Raw genomic sequence first — 15,870 nt, forward strand, 5'->3', positions numbered from 1 at the left:
CAGGAGACAACAATGGCCCAAACGTTCGACACAATCCTGAAAGGTGCAACCATCGTCAATCACGACGGTATAGGTCAGCGGGACATTGGTATTCGTAACGGGCGCATCGAGGCGATTGGCTCGCTTGCAGCAGGTTCTGCCGGTGAAGTCATCGATTGCACCGGTCTGCATATTTTGCCCGGCGTTGTTGACAGTCAGGTGCATTTTCGTGAGCCGGGGTTGGAGCACAAGGAAGATCTGGAAACAGGTTCGCTTGCTGCAGTTCTGGGTGGTGTGACATCGGTTTTCGAAATGCCGAACACCAAACCACTGACGACTTCCGCTGAAACGCTTGAAGACAAGATTCGCCGTGGCCGTCATCGTATGCATTGCGATTTTGCCTTCTGGGTCGGCGGAACGCGGGACAATGCAAAAGACGTTGCCGAGCTTGAGCGCCTGCCAGGTGCGGCTGGCATCAAGGTGTTCATGGGATCTTCAACAGGCAATCTGCTGGTTGAGGACGATGAAGGCGTCCGTTCGATCCTGAAAAATACGCGTCGCCGCGCCGCCTTCCATTCGGAAGACGAATTCCGCCTTAAGGAGCGCGAAAATCTCCGTGTTGAAGGCGATCCATCGAGCCATCCCGTCTGGCGCGATGTTACCACTGCACTGCAATGCACCGAACGCCTTGTCGGTATCGCCCGCGAAACCGGCGCACGGATTCACGTCCTGCATATCTCTACAGCCGAAGAAATCGATTTCCTTCAAGGTCACAAGGATGTGGCAACCTGTGAAGCCACTCCGCATCACCTTACGTTGTCGGCGGATGAATATGCGACGCTTGGCAATCTTATCCAGATGAACCCACCGGTGCGTGAAAAGCGCCATCGCGATGGTGTTTGGAAGGGCGTTGATCAGGGCATTATCGATGTACTCGGCTCCGACCATGCACCACATACGCTGGAAGAAAAGCAGAAGTCTTACCCGGCTTCGCCGTCTGGAATGACCGGTGTTCAGACGCTGGTGCCAATCATGCTCGATCATGTCAATGCTGGTAAGCTTTCGCTGGAGCGCTTTGTCGATCTGTCGAGCCACGGCCCCAACCGCATTTTCGGTATGGCTCGCAAAGGTCGCATTGCTGTTGGCTATGATGCCGATCTCACCATCGTCGATATGAAACGTCGCGAAACCATCACGCATGAACAGGCTGGCTCAAAGGCTGGCTGGACGCCTTATCATGGCAAGACTGTCACTGGCTGGCCGGTTGGTACTTTCGTGCGCGGTATCAAAGTCATGTGGGAAGCGGAAATCGTCAATCCGAATAAGGGCGAGCCAGTCGAGTTTTTGGAAGCTTTGCCTCGTTCGTGAAAATAACTCCAAGAAACGGTGCCCCCATTCTTGGTTGAGGTGCAGGGTAGATAAAATGCTAAAGTGCGTCGCGTGAATGAGTTTAGACGCGATGCTCTTTACGAAGGGCACTTCATGGAGTGGCCTGATGTTCATTGTTAACCTGACATATATAAAGCCTCTGAATGAAGTTGAAAAACATATCGCTACACATCGGGAGTTTCTCGATAGGCAGTATGCAAGTGGGGCGTTTCTGGCATCCGGACCGAAGAATCCGCGGGATGGAGGTATCATTCTTGCGAGTGGAAGCATAACCCGGGAGGAGCTTGAAACGATCCTGGCTCACGATCCTTTCAAGAATCAGGGGCTTGCGGAGTATCAAATCACCGAATTTGCGCCGGTGAAGCACACAGCCGCTTGGGCTGATAATCTTTAGATTAATTTCAGAGTTTGTAGTTGGCGCAATCTGTCCCATCTTTGTCCGAAGTTAATCTTTCGGCCTGAATTGTCGGGAGTATTGTGTTCTTGTATAAATTTACAAGGAGCACAAAATGTCCGCCAACGACACAGCCTTGCTGGTTATCGATGTTCAGGAATCTTTTCGGCATCGACCTTACTATCGAGAAGAAGAGGTTGCCGCTTACATTGAGCGGCAGCAGGCTTTGATTGATGGTGCCAAGCGCAAAGGCATTCCGGTCGTGCAAATCTTTCATGTTGAGAATGAGGGACCGTTTTCGGAGGCATCAGGTCTTGTGAAGGCGCTTGCACCGATCAGGATCGAACCGGATGCCGTTTTCCGTAAGCGTCGCCATAGCGCATTGGTGGGCTCGGGTCTCGATGTCTGGCTGATTTCTAACAACATCAAACGGGTTATCGTTTCAGGTATCCGCACCGAGCAGTGCTGCGAGACCACCACGCGTCATGCATCTGACCTTGGCTTTGATGTCGATTATGTCGGCGAAGCCACGCTGACTTTCCCCATGACTGACATAAGTGGTCACGTGTGGAGTGCTGCGGAAATTCGCGCGCGTACCGAGCTGGTACTTGCGGATCGCTTTGCAAGGATAGCAACGGTGGAACAGGCTCTTGCAGGCAGCGCAGAACGGAAAGCTGCATGAACCAAACCGTCGACAGCCATAAAACTGTCCGGGTCTTTGTCGTCGTTCCGCCGCGCACGCTTTTGCTTGACGTGGCGGGGCCGATGGAGGTTTTGCGCAAGGCTAATCTGGAGCAAAATAGGGTGCAGTTTGAAGTGACGTTTATCGGGCCTTCCGAAACGACGCTCAGCTCCATCGGTCTCACGCTTGCCAATATTGAGCCTCTACCCGATCACCTGCCAGATGATGCGCTTGTGGTGATATCCGGCTCAGCTGACATTCCGCTTGGGACTGCTGTCGTTAATCGCGACGAAGATGCAGCGATTGAAACGCAAATCGTGAGCTGGATGCGTCGTACAATCCGTCCGGGTATCAAATTGGTTTCAATCTGTTCTGGTGCACTTCTAGCAGCACGCGCGGGTTTGCTTGAGGGGTATGACTGCACCACGCATCATATGGCGATTGATGAGCTGCATCGACTCGCACCGACCGCGCATGTTCTGCAAAACCGTTTGTTTGTGGAGGATCGCGACAGGCTGACCAGTGCGGGCATTACTGCCGGTATTGATCTAATGCTGCATATTCTGGCCGAGATGGCAGGGCATGCACTGGCTCTATCAGTGGCGCGTTATCTTGTGGTTTATCTGCGTCGCAGCGGTGGCGATCCGCAGCTTTCGCCATGGCTTGAAGGCCGCAATCACATGCATCCTGTGGTGCATCGTGCGCAGGATGCTGTGGCTGCAAATCCGGCTGAAAACTGGTCTGTCGAGAAACTCGCTGAAGCCAGCGGGGCAAGCCCGCGCAATCTTTCACGCCTGTTCAATGAACATGCAGGCATGAGCGTGATTGATTATGCCAATCGGCTGAAAATAAGCCTTGCTCGCGAAATGCTGCTGAATTCGGCTCTCGATATGGAGAATATTGCTGAGCGTGCAGGGTTCGCGTCAGCAAGACAGTTCCGCAGAGTGTGGGAGCGGATATACGATACACCGCCTAGTCGTATGCGGGTATTTGCGACGGATAACTCTGCCTACTGAAGAACACGATCCTGCAGGAAGGTGCCTGCAATAATCTGTTCGCGCATTTTCTCGATAAGTTCGAGCGCGCTGTCTTCGCCTGTTGAACGCATAAGTTCTGTCAGGGCTGTCGTGAAAGCAGCTTCCGCCAGAATTTCCGGCTCAATCCCTTCGGAAATGCCGTCTGCCCAGGCTTCATTCTGGTATTCAATCGCAACAAGCTTCTTTTCGCGGGCGATCATCTCGTCCAGATCTGCTGGCATATATTCCATAGACTTCATCCCGGCTTGCGCCCTTCTTGCTGTATCAGCTGATTTCTCACCAATGGGAGCACAATCACCTGCAGCCTGACTGTCACGTTTAAGACAGTGTTAACAGATTAAAGCGGATTTGAATGAGGCAATTTCTGCCCATCCGCACAAGACTGAATAATTGGTTAATTCCCATAGCGCGAGATAAGCTCGTTCGACAAGCTTTCTCCTTCCTTCATGTAGCGATCAATCGCCGCAAGAGCCGAGGGCGTGCAACGAACATAATTGTCGCTGAAAACGCGGTATCCATGGTTGAAGCTTGAAACAAGACGTACTCGCTCGGCTTCATCGGGCTTTTCGGCGGCAATAATGGCATCCATGCGCTCACGCCATTCGTTGCTGGTTTCTCCGCAAAGGTTGCGCAGATAGTGAAGCGAGCCAAGCACTTCCGCAATTCTGAGCATTTTGCCTTCATAAGGAGCATCCTGGGCAGAAAGGGCCGGGGACAGGATGCCCAGCCAGAATGCTATGACCAATATGGAAAGCCGTTTTTCCTGCAATATACGCCCCTCTGAAGAAAGAAATTCCTGAATGAGAAACGGGGCCTCAAGGCGATACGGAATGCGCGCCTGAAGCATCCTCGATTTCAGCGATGGAGCGCGCCACATCCAGCGTACTATCCGTCACATTTGCATGGGCCATTTCTTCGATGCTCAGCCAGTGTATTGCGGCTGCATCGTCACCAGCCTGTTCCTCACCTGAAACGTCAAACGCACGATAAACTGACAGGAAGTAGCTCTTTGAATAGGCCTTGCCTTCGAGTGCCAGATCAACTGTGATAACATGTCGGAGAGAGTCCGCATCCAGCGCAGTTTCTTCTTTCAGTTCTCGAATGGCAGCTTCTTCCGGCGTTTCCCCAGCTTCGATACTTCCACCCGGAAAAGCCAGCCAGCCTTTCCATGGTTCCTTGCCGCGTTCGACCAGCAAAAAGCGGCCATCACGGCGACATATGAGAGAAACACCGTGTATCTGAACGGGGGCAGGGATGACGGGAACTGTAACCATGCACAAGCTATGATGCGGCAAACCGCTTTTGGCAACAGCAAAGCCCGCTTGACGATTAACTCAAAAATCTGAACATGGCCGTTATGTGTGGACGTTTTTCTCTGACTGCCAGCCGCGAAGAAGTTGAAGCCCTGCTCGGTGCAATGATCGAGGAGGATTTTCCTCCGCGCTACAATATTGCACCAACGCAGCCGATACTCTCTATTCTGGCAGGCGAAACGCCGCCTCCGGGAAGCAACAGGCCCGACCGTATCGGGATGTTGGTGCGCTGGGGGTTTGTGCCGTCATGGGTCAAGGATCCCAACGACTGGAATCTTGTCTTCAATATTCGTTCTGAAACGGCAGCCGAGAAAAATTCTTTCCGTGCGGCACTCAATCATCGGCGTGCGCTGATTCCCGCTTCCGGCTTTTACGAATGGCGGCGCGAGGGAAAGAACAAAGCGCAGGCTTATTGGATCAGGCCACGCAACGGCGGTATCGTGGCTTTTGGTGCGCTCGTTGAAACATGGAGCAGCGCTGACGGCTCGCAAATCGATACAGCGGGTATTCTGACCACAAGTGCAAACGGATTTCTCCGTCCCATCCACGAGCGTATGCCTGTGGTGGTGAAGCCAGAGGATTATGCCCGCTGGCTTAACTGCAAGACCCTGCTTCCGCGAGAGGTGGCCGACATCATGCGGCCAGTTCAGGATGACTTTTTTGAAGCCATTCCGGTGTCGGACAAGGTCAACAAAGTTGCCAATACCTCTCCTGACGTTCAGGCGAGAGTAGAGGAAAATCTTGTGGCGCCATCACTGGATCAGGCCAAAAGAAAGAAAAAGCCTGGGCCGGGTGATGAGCCCGACGGTCAGCTTTCCATGTTCTGACGAGCCGGACGCTGACGACGCGATGAAGCGGATCAGCCTGTCTTTTTGACTGCCAGAATTGAGCGGCGCGTATTGTCGTTGCGACCTTTGCTTTCGCGATTGGTCTTGCTCATCAACGCTGCAACCAGCACAGCCGGTCCGATTTCGCGGTACTGGTCAATGAGCTTGTCTTGTCGTGGTTGCAGTTCATTTTTAGGCATTGGTCCATCCTCTTCCAAATTACACTCACCATTTTGTGATTGATTGGGACGGAATGAAGGCTGTTTAGAGCCGGTTTTGAGGAATTCCGGTTAACATCAACGGGATAAGGATGAAGGGGGAGTGGGGTTGCCGAAATGCAACAGCGATTTTGACGAGGCCGGCTTCATATAAGCCTGTCAGGCACTCCAGCTTCACCAGTCTGAGGGAAATACTTTATTTCTATTGAACTTTTTCAAAAGCTCTTGACGTGATTGAGGTCGAGAGAGATAAGTAGCGTCATGAAAACGCCGACCACGATCATTTGTACTGGTTCGATTATTATTGGCTAGCAGCTTGCTGGCCCGGCCGTTTTCGTCTCCCCTACCATGAAACAGGATGATAACGCCCCGGCCAGACGGCTGCGGTCTTTCGTGCCCGTATTTTCAGGTCCTTTGGGGAAATAAAATGGCTGATGCGCCGCAACTACGCCTATACAATACTGCCACTCGCACGAAGGAGTATTTCACCCCCATCGATGCAAATAATGTGCGCATGTATGCCTGCGGACCGACCGTTTATGACTTTGCCCATATCGGCAACGCACGTCCGGTTATCGTCTTTGACGTTCTTTTCCGCCTGCTGCGCCATTTCTATGGCACGGAAAAAGTCACTTATGCGCGTAACATCACCGATGTTGACGACAAGATCAACGCGCGTGCTGCTACTGAATATCCCAACCTTCCGCTCAATGAAGCAATCCGCCGGGTGACCGAAGGCACAAACAACCAGTTTCAAGCTGATATCAAGGCTCTGGCAAATCTGGAGCCGTCGAGCCAGCCGCGTGCAACCGAGCATCTCGACGACATGCGTAATATTATTGAGAAGCTAATCGAGCGCGGCGTTGCCTATGTTGCAGATGAGCATGTGCTGTTTTCCCCGTCAGCGATGAACGCTTTGGGTGGCGCACGCTATGGCGCGCTTTCCCACCGTCCATTCGATGAGATGCTGGCCGGCGCTCGCGTCGATGTTGCATCCTATAAGCGCGATGAAATGGATTTTGTGCTGTGGAAGCCATCGCGCAATGGTGAACCCGGTTGGCCTTCACCGGCAGGTATTGAAACGCTTGGTCGCCCCGGCTGGCATATCGAGTGCTCGGCCATGTCTATGGCCAAGCTGCTGGCGCCTTTTGGCGGCGGTTTGAAGTGTGATGATCCGTATAAGAACCAGTTTGACATTCATGGCGGTGGCATCGATCTGGTGTTCCCGCATCATGAAAACGAGCTTGCGCAATCATGCTGCGCATTCGGAACTGAGCGTATGGCCAACATCTGGATGCATAATGGATTCCTTCAGGTTGAAGGGCAGAAGATGTCTAAGTCGCTTGGCAACTTCATAACCATTCGCGATGTGCTGAACGATGGTTTGCCGCAGCTTGGTGTCTGGGATGACAAGGATGCTCGCGATCGCTGGGTCGGTCTGGCTGCTCGTCTTTCTATGCTGCAAACGCATTACCGCGAGCCGATCAACTGGACGGCGCAGCGTCTGGCAGAATCTGCCGAAGAGCTGCATCGGTGGTATGGTTTGTTGCGCGACGCGGACTTTGCTGCGCCTTCTGCACTTTCCGTTGTTGAAGAAGTCGCTGACGCATTGTCGGACGATCTCAACACCTGGTCTGCTATCACGGCTCTACGCAAAGCATTCAAGGCCAAGGACGTTGCAGCTTTGGGCGAGGGCATGGCGCTATTAGGCTTGCTCGACCCTTACTTTGTGACAGCACAGGATTTGCCGGTATTTGCAAAGGCAGATGTTGATACAGCTGCAATCGATGCATTGATTGCCGAGCGCCTGAATTTCATAGCTGGCAAGAACTGGGCAGAAGCAGATCGTATTCGCGATGAACTTCTGGCGCAGGGCGTGCAGTTGAAGGACGGCAAACATCCTGACACCGGCGAACGCATCACGACATGGGAAGTGGTAAGCTGACGATCGGTTAGTTTCTGGGAGGAAGCCATGACGCTTGATAATAAGCCGCTCTATAGCGGGGGATGCCAGTGTGGTGCGGTGCGCTTTCATGTCGAGGGCGTACTTGGTTCAGCATCTATCTGTCATTGCCGCATGTGTCAGAAAGCCTTTGGCAATTTCTATGCGCCGCTGGTCTCGGTGGGTGAAGCAAAACTCATTTGGACCCGTAACGAACCGAAGCGTTTTCAGTCGTCGAATCACGTCAAGCGTGGGTTCTGTGCTGAATGCGGAACTCCACTGACTTACGAAGCACCGGATGGCGTGGCGCTTTCCATAGGCGCTTTCGATGCACCAGAAGAGATTGAACCCACAATTCAATGGGGTGTCGAAGTCAAGCTTCCCTATGTCGATGACCTCGCAAAACTACCCGGTTTCGAGACCGAACGAGATCCGGAAAGTGTCCAGTTTGTAAGAACCATGGTGTCCTACCAGCACCCCGACCACGATACTGAAAACTAAAAAGCCATAAATTATCAAGGCATACACCCACCGACAGGCAGGCAAAATGGCACGCGAACGCATCTATATCTACGACACGACCTTGCGGGACGGACAGCAGACTCCCGGCATTGACTTCTCTGTCGAAGACAAAAAAGCGATTGTCATTCTGCTTGAAGAGCTGGGCGTGGATTATGTCGAAGGCGGGTATCCGGGTGCAAATCCAACGGATACGGCCTTCTTCAAAAAGCGACAGACCTCACGGGCCAAGTTTGCAGCTTTTGGAATGACCAAGCGTGCAGGCGTTTCGGCATCGAATGATCCGGGATTGACTGCACTTCTGCAGGCCTCGAGCGATGCAGTCTGTTTCGTTGCCAAAAGCTGGGATTACCATGTGCGGATCGCTCTCGGTTGCACCAATGAGGAAAATCTGGAATCGATTACTGCATCGGTGACAGCTGTTCGTATGGCTGGTCGTGAGGCGCTGGTTGATTGCGAGCATTTCTTCGATGGATACAAAGCCAACCCTGAATATGCATTGTCTTGTGCGAAGGCTGCCTATGAGGCAGGCGCTCGTTGGGTCGTGCTTTGCGATACCAATGGCGGGACACAGCCGTCGGAAGTGGCTGAAATCATCAATGCGGTCAAAGCTGTTGTTCCGGGCGAAAGCCTTGGCATTCATGCTCACAACGATACCGAGCAGGCCGTCGCCGTTTCGCTTGCTGCAATCGATGCAGGTGTGCGCCATGTGCAGGGAACACTGAATGGGATCGGCGAGCGTTGCGGTAATGCGAACCTCGTTTCTCTTATTCCGACACTGGCATTGAAGCCTTATTGGGCTGATCGCTTTGAACTTGGTGTCAAGCCTGATGCGCTGAAAGCAATCACCCGCATTTCACGCGCCTTTGATGATATTCTGAATCGTGCGCCGACCGAGCAGGCGCCCTATACAGGTACGTCCGCCTTTGCGACCAAGGCAGGCATTCATGCCTCAGCACTGCTTAAAGACCCGCAGACTTATGAGCACGTTCCGCCTGAAACCGTTGGCAATCGCCGTCGCGTCATGGTTTCGGATCAGGGTGGTAAGTCGAACTTTATCGCCGAACTGGAGCGTCGCGGCATTCGCGTTGCCAAGGACGATGTGCGACTGGATACGTTGATTGCGCTGGTCAAAGAGCGCGAAGCAGAAGGCTATGCTTATGAAGGTGCTGATGCGAGTTTCGAGCTGTTGGCGAGAGCCATGCTCAACCCGCAGCCAGAATTCTTCAAAGTCGACTCTTTCCGCTGTCTTGTTGAACGTCGGTTCGATGCCAATGGTTCATTGAAAACTGTTTCGGAAGCCGTGGTGAAGGTCGAAGTCGACGGTGAAATGCATATGTCGGTTGCCGAAGGACATGGTCCGGTCAACGCTCTCGATATTGCGCTGCGCAAGGATCTTGGCCGCTATCAGGATGAAATCGAAGATCTCGAACTGGTGGATTTCAAGGTGCGTATCCTCAATGGTGGTACGGCAGCTATCACCCGCGTTTTGATTGAATCCGGTGATGCTACGGGTGCTCGTTGGCGCACGGTTGGCGTCTCCGACAATATCATCGATGCATCGTTTCAGGCGCTGATGGATTCGGTCAATTATAAATTGATGAAAAACCGTTCTTTAGCTGGTCTGGTGGCGGCTGAATAAGCCGCTTCTTTCACGAAGATTGATGCTTTGATCAGTTTAATTGAATAGATTTTATGGATTGATCGGCGCATAGCAGTCTGACTAACTCGAAAAAGTTCGTAGCTTTTTCGAGCCTACACTTAATTCGGAGATGGAAATGACCGAGCAAACCTTATCCGGAGGCCAGCTTTCAGATGGAAGCCGTGGCTTCATGATGGCTATGGGGGCTTATGGTCTTTGGGCTATTTTGCCCTTCTATCTCAAGGCTTTGTCACATCTCCCCGCACTTGAAATTGTCGTGCATCGCGTGATCTGGTCGGTGCCTGTTGCGGCGATTTTGCTACTCTTCATCGGTCAATTTCGCACAATCCTTGATGCTCTGCGCAAGCCGCGAATGCTTGCAATGGCTGCACTGACCGCTGCACTTATCACTGTAAACTGGTCGGTTTATGTTTGGGCTGTTGCGCATGACCAGATTATCGGCGCCGCACTCGGATACTATATCAATCCACTATTCAATGTGGTTTTGGGCGGGCTGTTTCTCGGTGAGCGGCTGTCAAAAGTGCAGTATGTTGCAGTCGGCTTTGCATTTGCCGCTGTTCTCGTTCTGACTCTCAATGCTGGTGGCCTGCCTTGGGTTTCACTGGTGCTACCGCTGACATTTGGTCTTTACGGATTTTTCCGCAAGTCTTTGCCTATGCCACCTTTGCAGGGCTTTACGCTTGAAGTGGTTATCCTTTCAATCCCGGCGCTTGGCTATGTTTTCTGGTTGATGGCCAATGGTCAGGATCATTTCTTCTCAGGCACTATGTCGAACGTTTCGCTGCTGTTGCTTGCAGGACCATTCACTGCAATTCCGCTGATCCTATATGCTGGCGGTGCAAAGCTGCTGCGTTATACGACGCTTGGCCTTATGCAGTATCTTACGCCTACGCTGCTGTTTATCTTCGCAATTTTCATTTTCCACGAGCCATTTTCGAATGCGCAGCTCGTAGCTTTTGTTCTCATCTGGACAGGCCTGATTATCTACACGTGGTCGTCTTTGTCGGCGCATCGTAAGGCACGCGCCAGAGCCTGATAAATTTAACTTGAGCGTTTGAGCTTCTATCTCCGGTGGATTATGGCCACCGGAGCCATAATTTGGCCGTGCTCTGGCCCTCTGGTCCGTTTGTTATTTCAGATGGAATTTGGAGCCGCTCACTGCATGCTGTTTCGTGCTGCCCGCAGAGATAAGCAGATTCACGTTGTTGTATCGCCAGATCTCATGATCCGGTCCAACGACGCGCATGCTGCTGCTTTGGCTGAGCATACGAAATTGCCTCCGCTTTCGCAGCGTGCTCTCAAGCCACTAGAACGCGTACGCTTTTCAATTCACACACATCGACGCGCTTGTATTGCGCTGGCGTCAGCTACGCTTCTGGCGGGTGGCGCAATGGCTTTGGTGACGGGAGGTTTGGTGCGACATGGACATGCTTCACAGCCTGTGATGATCGATCCTACCACGCTGGTTCACAGTCATGCGGCCATGAAAGAAGCGCGGCTGGTTCCTCAGAATGAAGTTGATGAGAACCGACGCATTGCCAAGCGCATCGATATTGCCGAAGGTACCGACGATGGAGAAGCGACGCTCTTTACCTATCAGCATGTCATCCTTGATTTGAAGAATGAAGGAAGCGGGCGGGGTCTGCTCGATCTGGCATCGGTACGAGGTAAACGGCGAGGGGAGAAAACCTCTGATCAGCCAGATGAAATTTCAGCGCTTGCCAATCAAAAAGGTGTGCCGCTGAATGTAAGCTTTGCCAAGCCAGCGGATACGCCTCACAAAAAAGCGCACGAAATTGTTCTCGCTCCACAGTCGCGCGAGAAGGTGGGTGTACTCATGCAGGCGGCGGATGTTTCCGCTGACGATGCAGCACATCTGGAACAGGCGCTTGGTCGAAAAGACCTCGTTCCTGGTGATAATCTGGTTCTGCTACTCGATCAGTCGCAGGGCAAGCCAGCGCATATAACCATGGCACGGTTCAGACATGGTAATGCATCAGATTCCGTTTATGGACGGACAGACGATGGTGTTTTCCGCGCGAATGATAATCAGAGACTTTTCGCGCGTCTTTCTCATGATGCTATGTTGTCCGCATCGCGCCAGCCCGCTAAAAAAGTAACGGATGGATCTGTTCAGTCCCGGCTTATTGCAGCAGGGGTACCGAGCGAAGTCGCGGATGATGTGAAGAAACTCGCGGCTGAGAATAACGTATCGCTTCAGAAGGGCGCCAACGGGGTTGATAAAATCGACCTCCTGTTTCGTGAGAGCGTGGATGCCGATCCTGAGCTGGTGTTTGTGGAGTTTACTACAAACGGTCAGGCCAAGCGTCTTTACAGGCATGAAGTCGAGGGAAACGCTGACTATTTCAACGAAGATGGTTCCTCGATGACCAAATACCTCATGCACAAGCCACTACCAAATGGCCGGTTGAATGATGGTTTTGGCTGGCGTGTGCATCCGGTTTTGCATGTCCGCAAACATCATAATGGCGTGGATTACGATGCACCGATCGGCTCGCCGATTGTCGCTGCGGGAGATGGAACGGTTGAGCTGATTTCGTCGCAAAAGGGTTATGGCAAGTATGTGCGCATTCGCCACCAGGGCGGCTACAGTACCACCTATGCTCATCTCTCCGGAGAAGCGAAGGGGCTGAAAGTCGGCCAGCATGTGAAGCAGGGTGAAGTGATCGCTTATGTGGGATCAACCGGCTACTCGACCGGACCGCATTTGTATTATGAGCTCAAAGTCGGTGATCATTATGTCGACCCGCTCAAAGCACAGCTCAATGCGGGTGAAAAGCTGACAGGTTCATCCATGTCGAGCTTCCGCTCGGAAATGGATCATGTCGATAAGGTTTTCAAGCAGATGAATTTGGCGCCACTGACAAGTGACGCCAAAGATGGTTCAAAGATGAATTGAATCACACTGGCCGGTAAGCATTGGCCAGTGCAACAAATTCTTCGACGCTTAGCGTTTCGGCGCGCCGGGTACCATCAATTCCGGTCTTTTCCAGAAGTTGTGCGCCGCCGACAGGCTTGAGGCTCTGACGCAGCATTTTTCGGCGTTGCCCGAAGGCTGCCTGCGTAATCTGGCCCAAAGCATCCGCGCGACATGGGAGCGGCTCTTCACGCGGCGTGATATGGACGACCGACGACATAACTTTCGGCGGAGGCGTAAACGCCTGTGGGGGCACGTCGAAAGCAATTTTCGAATGCGTACGCCAGCCTGCCAGAACGCCGAGGCGCCCATAATGATCCGTATCAGGTGCGGCCACAATACGCTCGCCAACTTCACGTTGGAACATCAGGGTCATCGAGGAATAAAAGGGTGGCCAAGGCTCTGTCAGAAGCCAGTTGAGCAGCAATTGTGTTCCCACATTATAAGGCAGATTAGCCACGATGCGTGGCTTCGGGCCATCCGGAAAGAGAGCTTTGAAATCTTGCTCCAATGCATCACCGGAAATAATGCGCAAACGTCCCGGATAATGCGCTTCGATCTCTGCAAGAGCATCAAGGCACCGTTCATCGCGCTCAATTGCGGTGACAATAGCACCCTGAGCGAGCAAGGCGCGTGTCAGACCACCCGGACCGGGACCGACCTCGATAACCGGCTGATCTTGCAGATTGCCTGCCTGTCGAGCGATCTTCGATGTTAGGTTCAGGTCGAACAGAAAGTTCTGCCCAAGCGACTTTTTAGGCATCAGGTCATGCCGTTCGATGACCTCACGCAGTGGCGGAAGATTGTCGATGCTCATGATTTCCGCCTTGCTTCGTTTTCGGCGAGTTCCTGTGCCAGCCTTATGGATGCTATAAGACTGTCAGGGCGCGCTATGCCTTTTCCTGCAATGTCGAAGGCAGTTCCATGATCAGGGGATGTTCGGATAAATGGAAGCCCGAGGGTAACATTGACCGTCTCGTCAAAAGCGAGAGCCTTCGCCGGAATAAGCGCCTGATCGTGATACATGCAAATGGCGACATCATAAGTCACGCGTGCTTGTGCATGGAACATGGTGTCAGCAGGCAATGGTCCCCAGGCATTGATGCCCTCACGCTGCAATTCTTCGACTGCTGGCCGAATAATAGCATCATCTTCCTTGCCCAGTGCACCCCCTTCACCCGCATGAGGATTGAGGCCGGAAATCGCAATACGAGGTGCTGCTATGCCAAAACGATCCGTCAGTTCCTGCGCCGTGATGTAAGCCACTTCCAGAATATCATCCTTGGTCAGTAAGCGCGGGACGTCGACGAGAGGGATGTGGATTGTGACTGGAACGGCACGTAGTTCGGGGCCAGCCAGCATCATTACCGGAATGACTGTGCGTCCGAGATGTTTGCTAGCGAGTTCAGCGAGAAACTCCGTGTGTCCGGGATGTTTGAAACCTGCATCGTAGAGCGGCTTTTTGGCAATCGGGCAGGTGACAACGGCTGATGTTTCGCCACTCAATGTCAGCGCAACGGCGCGTTCTATTGCTTCAATAACACCTGCTGCGTTTTCCGGCAGAGGTTTGCCGGGGCTTTCCTTATGCGTGTTTTTCAATGGCAAAACGGGCAGTTTTACATCAAAGACGTCGCAAGCATCGGCAGGGGTGCTAATCGTTGCGATTGGCACATTCAGGCCAAGATGCTGCGCGCGGTCTGAAAGCTGCGCCGGATCGGCAATGAGCAGAAACGTTGGCAGAGAAAGCTCTTTGCGCTGCAACCATGCGCTGAGAGCAACATCAGCTCCAACACCTGAAGGATCGCCAATGCTGACGGCGAGCGGAGGAACCGGGTGAATAGTCATAGCTGTTTATCTCGGCTGATGAAATAAGGGGGCAGACGCCCCCTCAAATTATACGGTCAGTTTTGCACTGCCAAGGCTCTGGAGCGAAACTCAACGATTTACAATCGTTGCCTTTTCGCGCAGCTCAGCAAGATACTTCTTGCTCAGATCATCAGCCTTCTTTTCCTGTCCCGCTTCGGAATCGGTGCCTTCCATGGAGAAGACAAGCTGCGCGACTCGGTCATCGGAAACTTGACGCGTCGAGCATACGGCTAGAATTTCAACACCTTTTTCGGTGTCATGTGGAGGAGTTGCGCGGTTTACGCCAGCAGCTTTGACGTCTTTGGCCCATTCGCCCGGAAGTTGCTGTTCGATAACCCGACCGAGATCGCGAACTGTAACGTCGATCATGCCCTTGGTTAGCTGACGGGTAGTGTCGCAGCTCTGGAAGCGCGAGCGCAATGCATTTGCTTCCTGGCGACGCTTGCCGAGCAGAGCAGGCGAACGCTTTGCATTTGGAACGACGAAAATAACCTGCTGCAGATGGTATTCAGTTGAGACAGGCTTTTTGCCGCCGTCTTTCAGCATACGCTGAACAGCGTCCTGCTCGCTAACCATACCAGTGGCGCGGAAGCGCGCGCTGACCAGGCGACCCCAGCCCATCTGGACCATGATGTATTTCTTGAAATGATCAGGTGTAATGCCAGCCTGATTCATCAGCTGATTAAGCTGAGCGACGCTCATCTTGTTACGGGTCGCAAAGCCTGCATAGGCCTGATCGACTTCCTGATCGGAAATGTTAATGCCGCGCGATTTCATTTCGACGCGCTTCAGCATTTCTTCAGTCAGTTCTTCACGAGCAACCTGATTAAGATTGCCGCCTTTACGCTGCAGTTTCAGAAATGCTGCACGGCGCTGAATATCGCCGTTGGTGATTGCATTGCCGGAGACAATGACCTTGACCTCCGTTCCGCCGGCAGCAAATGCCGGTGTCAAAGTCGCAGCCGTTCCAAGCGCCGTCACACATACGGCAGCGCCCAGCAGGGAGGCGAATAGAGGTCTTGCAAACATCATCTTTATTTCCCGATTTCCTTCAGGTCGGCGAATGACAAATTTCACCGGATGTGTCCAATCTTACTAGTCAT

Annotated in this window: 17 protein-coding genes; 10 read left to right on the plus strand and 7 right to left on the minus strand. The window is 52.8% G+C overall.

The window, feature by feature from the left end; all coding sequences use genetic code 11:
* Positions 1-12 precede the first annotated feature (12 nt).
* From KMS41_03180 to KMS41_03195, 4 genes are all read left to right on the plus strand, one after another.
* Positions 13-1,347 carry a dihydroorotase gene (locus tag KMS41_03180; GenBank protein QWK78262.1) on the plus strand — a complete coding sequence of 445 codons (1,335 nt, stop codon included), beginning with the start codon at positions 13-15 and terminating at the stop codon, positions 1,345-1,347.
* A 127-nt stretch (positions 1,348-1,474) separates the two neighbouring features.
* Positions 1,475-1,762 (plus strand): GTP cyclohydrolase, encoded by a 288-nt coding sequence (locus KMS41_03185; protein ID QWK78263.1) that lies wholly within the window; start codon positions 1,475-1,477, stop codon positions 1,760-1,762.
* 115 nt (positions 1,763-1,877) lie between these two features.
* Positions 1,878-2,444: an isochorismatase family protein gene (locus KMS41_03190; GenBank protein ID QWK78264.1), complete on the plus strand. Its 567-nt coding sequence runs from the start codon at positions 1,878-1,880 to the stop codon at positions 2,442-2,444.
* Complete coding sequence (locus tag KMS41_03195; protein ID QWK78265.1) at positions 2,441-3,460, plus strand: helix-turn-helix domain-containing protein; 1,020 nt, start codon at positions 2,441-2,443, stop codon at positions 3,458-3,460. The genes KMS41_03190 and KMS41_03195 overlap by 4 nt, the downstream gene beginning before the upstream one ends.
* Here the strand turns inward: KMS41_03195 and KMS41_03200 are convergent.
* The 3 genes from KMS41_03200 to KMS41_03210 form a co-directional block, all read right to left on the minus strand.
* Positions 3,454-3,711, minus strand: a complete 258-nt coding sequence (locus KMS41_03200) for a hypothetical protein (GenBank protein QWK78266.1) — start codon at positions 3,709-3,711, stop codon at positions 3,454-3,456. The two genes, KMS41_03195 and KMS41_03200, sit on opposite strands and share 7 nt — an antisense overlap.
* A gap of 164 nt (positions 3,712-3,875) precedes the next feature.
* Positions 3,876-4,253, minus strand: coding sequence for a TIGR02301 family protein (locus KMS41_03205; GenBank protein ID QWK78756.1), 378 nt, complete (start codon positions 4,251-4,253; stop codon positions 3,876-3,878).
* A 43-nt stretch (positions 4,254-4,296) separates the two neighbouring features.
* A complete protein-coding gene (locus KMS41_03210) occupies positions 4,297-4,755 on the minus strand; it encodes an NUDIX domain-containing protein (GenBank protein QWK78267.1) in 459 nt (152 codons plus the stop codon).
* A gap of 83 nt (positions 4,756-4,838) precedes the next feature.
* Between KMS41_03210 and KMS41_03215 the strand changes: the two genes are divergently transcribed.
* Positions 4,839-5,621 carry an SOS response-associated peptidase gene (locus KMS41_03215; protein QWK78268.1) on the plus strand — a complete coding sequence of 261 codons (783 nt, stop codon included), beginning with the start codon at positions 4,839-4,841 and terminating at the stop codon, positions 5,619-5,621.
* Positions 5,622-5,653: 32 nt separating this feature from the next.
* On the opposite strand, the gene KMS41_03220 is transcribed toward KMS41_03215, so the two are convergent.
* Complete coding sequence (locus tag KMS41_03220; protein ID QWK78269.1) at positions 5,654-5,821, minus strand: hydrolase; 168 nt, start codon at positions 5,819-5,821, stop codon at positions 5,654-5,656.
* A 445-nt stretch (positions 5,822-6,266) separates the two neighbouring features.
* Here KMS41_03220 and cysS point away from each other — a divergent pair, with 445 nt between their 5' ends.
* The 5 genes from cysS to KMS41_03245 all read left to right on the plus strand — a co-directional run bounded on the left by cysS (position 6,267) and on the right by KMS41_03245 (position 12,883).
* Complete coding sequence (gene cysS, locus KMS41_03225; GenBank protein QWK78270.1) at positions 6,267-7,784, plus strand: cysteine--tRNA ligase; 1,518 nt, start codon at positions 6,267-6,269, stop codon at positions 7,782-7,784.
* Positions 7,785-7,811: 27 nt separating this feature from the next.
* Positions 7,812-8,282 carry a GFA family protein gene (locus tag KMS41_03230; protein ID QWK78271.1) on the plus strand — a complete coding sequence of 157 codons (471 nt, stop codon included), beginning with the start codon at positions 7,812-7,814 and terminating at the stop codon, positions 8,280-8,282.
* A 46-nt stretch (positions 8,283-8,328) separates the two neighbouring features.
* Positions 8,329-9,942 (plus strand): citramalate synthase, encoded by a 1,614-nt coding sequence (gene cimA, locus KMS41_03235; GenBank protein ID QWK78272.1) that lies wholly within the window; start codon positions 8,329-8,331, stop codon positions 9,940-9,942.
* 136 nt (positions 9,943-10,078) lie between these two features.
* Positions 10,079-10,999: an EamA family transporter RarD gene (rarD, locus tag KMS41_03240; GenBank protein ID QWK78273.1), complete on the plus strand. Its 921-nt coding sequence runs from the start codon at positions 10,079-10,081 to the stop codon at positions 10,997-10,999.
* Between the two features lie 126 nt (positions 11,000-11,125).
* Complete coding sequence (locus tag KMS41_03245) at positions 11,126-12,883, plus strand: M23 family metallopeptidase (GenBank protein QWK78274.1); 1,758 nt, start codon at positions 11,126-11,128, stop codon at positions 12,881-12,883.
* A gap of 1 nt (position 12,884) precedes the next feature.
* On the opposite strand, the gene rsmA is transcribed toward KMS41_03245, so the two are convergent.
* From rsmA to KMS41_03260, 3 genes are all read right to left on the minus strand, one after another.
* The gene (rsmA, locus tag KMS41_03250) at positions 12,885-13,718 is read right to left on the minus strand and encodes a 16S rRNA (adenine(1518)-N(6)/adenine(1519)-N(6))-dimethyltransferase RsmA (protein QWK78275.1); all 834 of its coding nucleotides are present in this window, start codon (positions 13,716-13,718) and stop codon (positions 12,885-12,887) included.
* Positions 13,715-14,746 carry a 4-hydroxythreonine-4-phosphate dehydrogenase PdxA gene (gene pdxA / locus KMS41_03255; protein ID QWK78276.1) on the minus strand — a complete coding sequence of 344 codons (1,032 nt, stop codon included), beginning with the start codon at positions 14,744-14,746 and terminating at the stop codon, positions 13,715-13,717. The genes rsmA and pdxA overlap by 4 nt, the downstream gene beginning before the upstream one ends.
* Before the next feature lie 90 nt (positions 14,747-14,836).
* On the minus strand, positions 14,837-15,799 hold the full coding sequence (locus tag KMS41_03260; GenBank protein QWK78277.1) for a peptidylprolyl isomerase: 963 nt from the start codon (positions 15,797-15,799) through the stop codon (positions 14,837-14,839).
* Positions 15,800-15,870 lie beyond the last annotated feature (71 nt).

Source organism: Ochrobactrum sp. BTU1, from assembly GCA_018798825.1.
Taxonomy (GTDB): Bacteria; Pseudomonadota; Alphaproteobacteria; order Rhizobiales; family Rhizobiaceae; genus Brucella.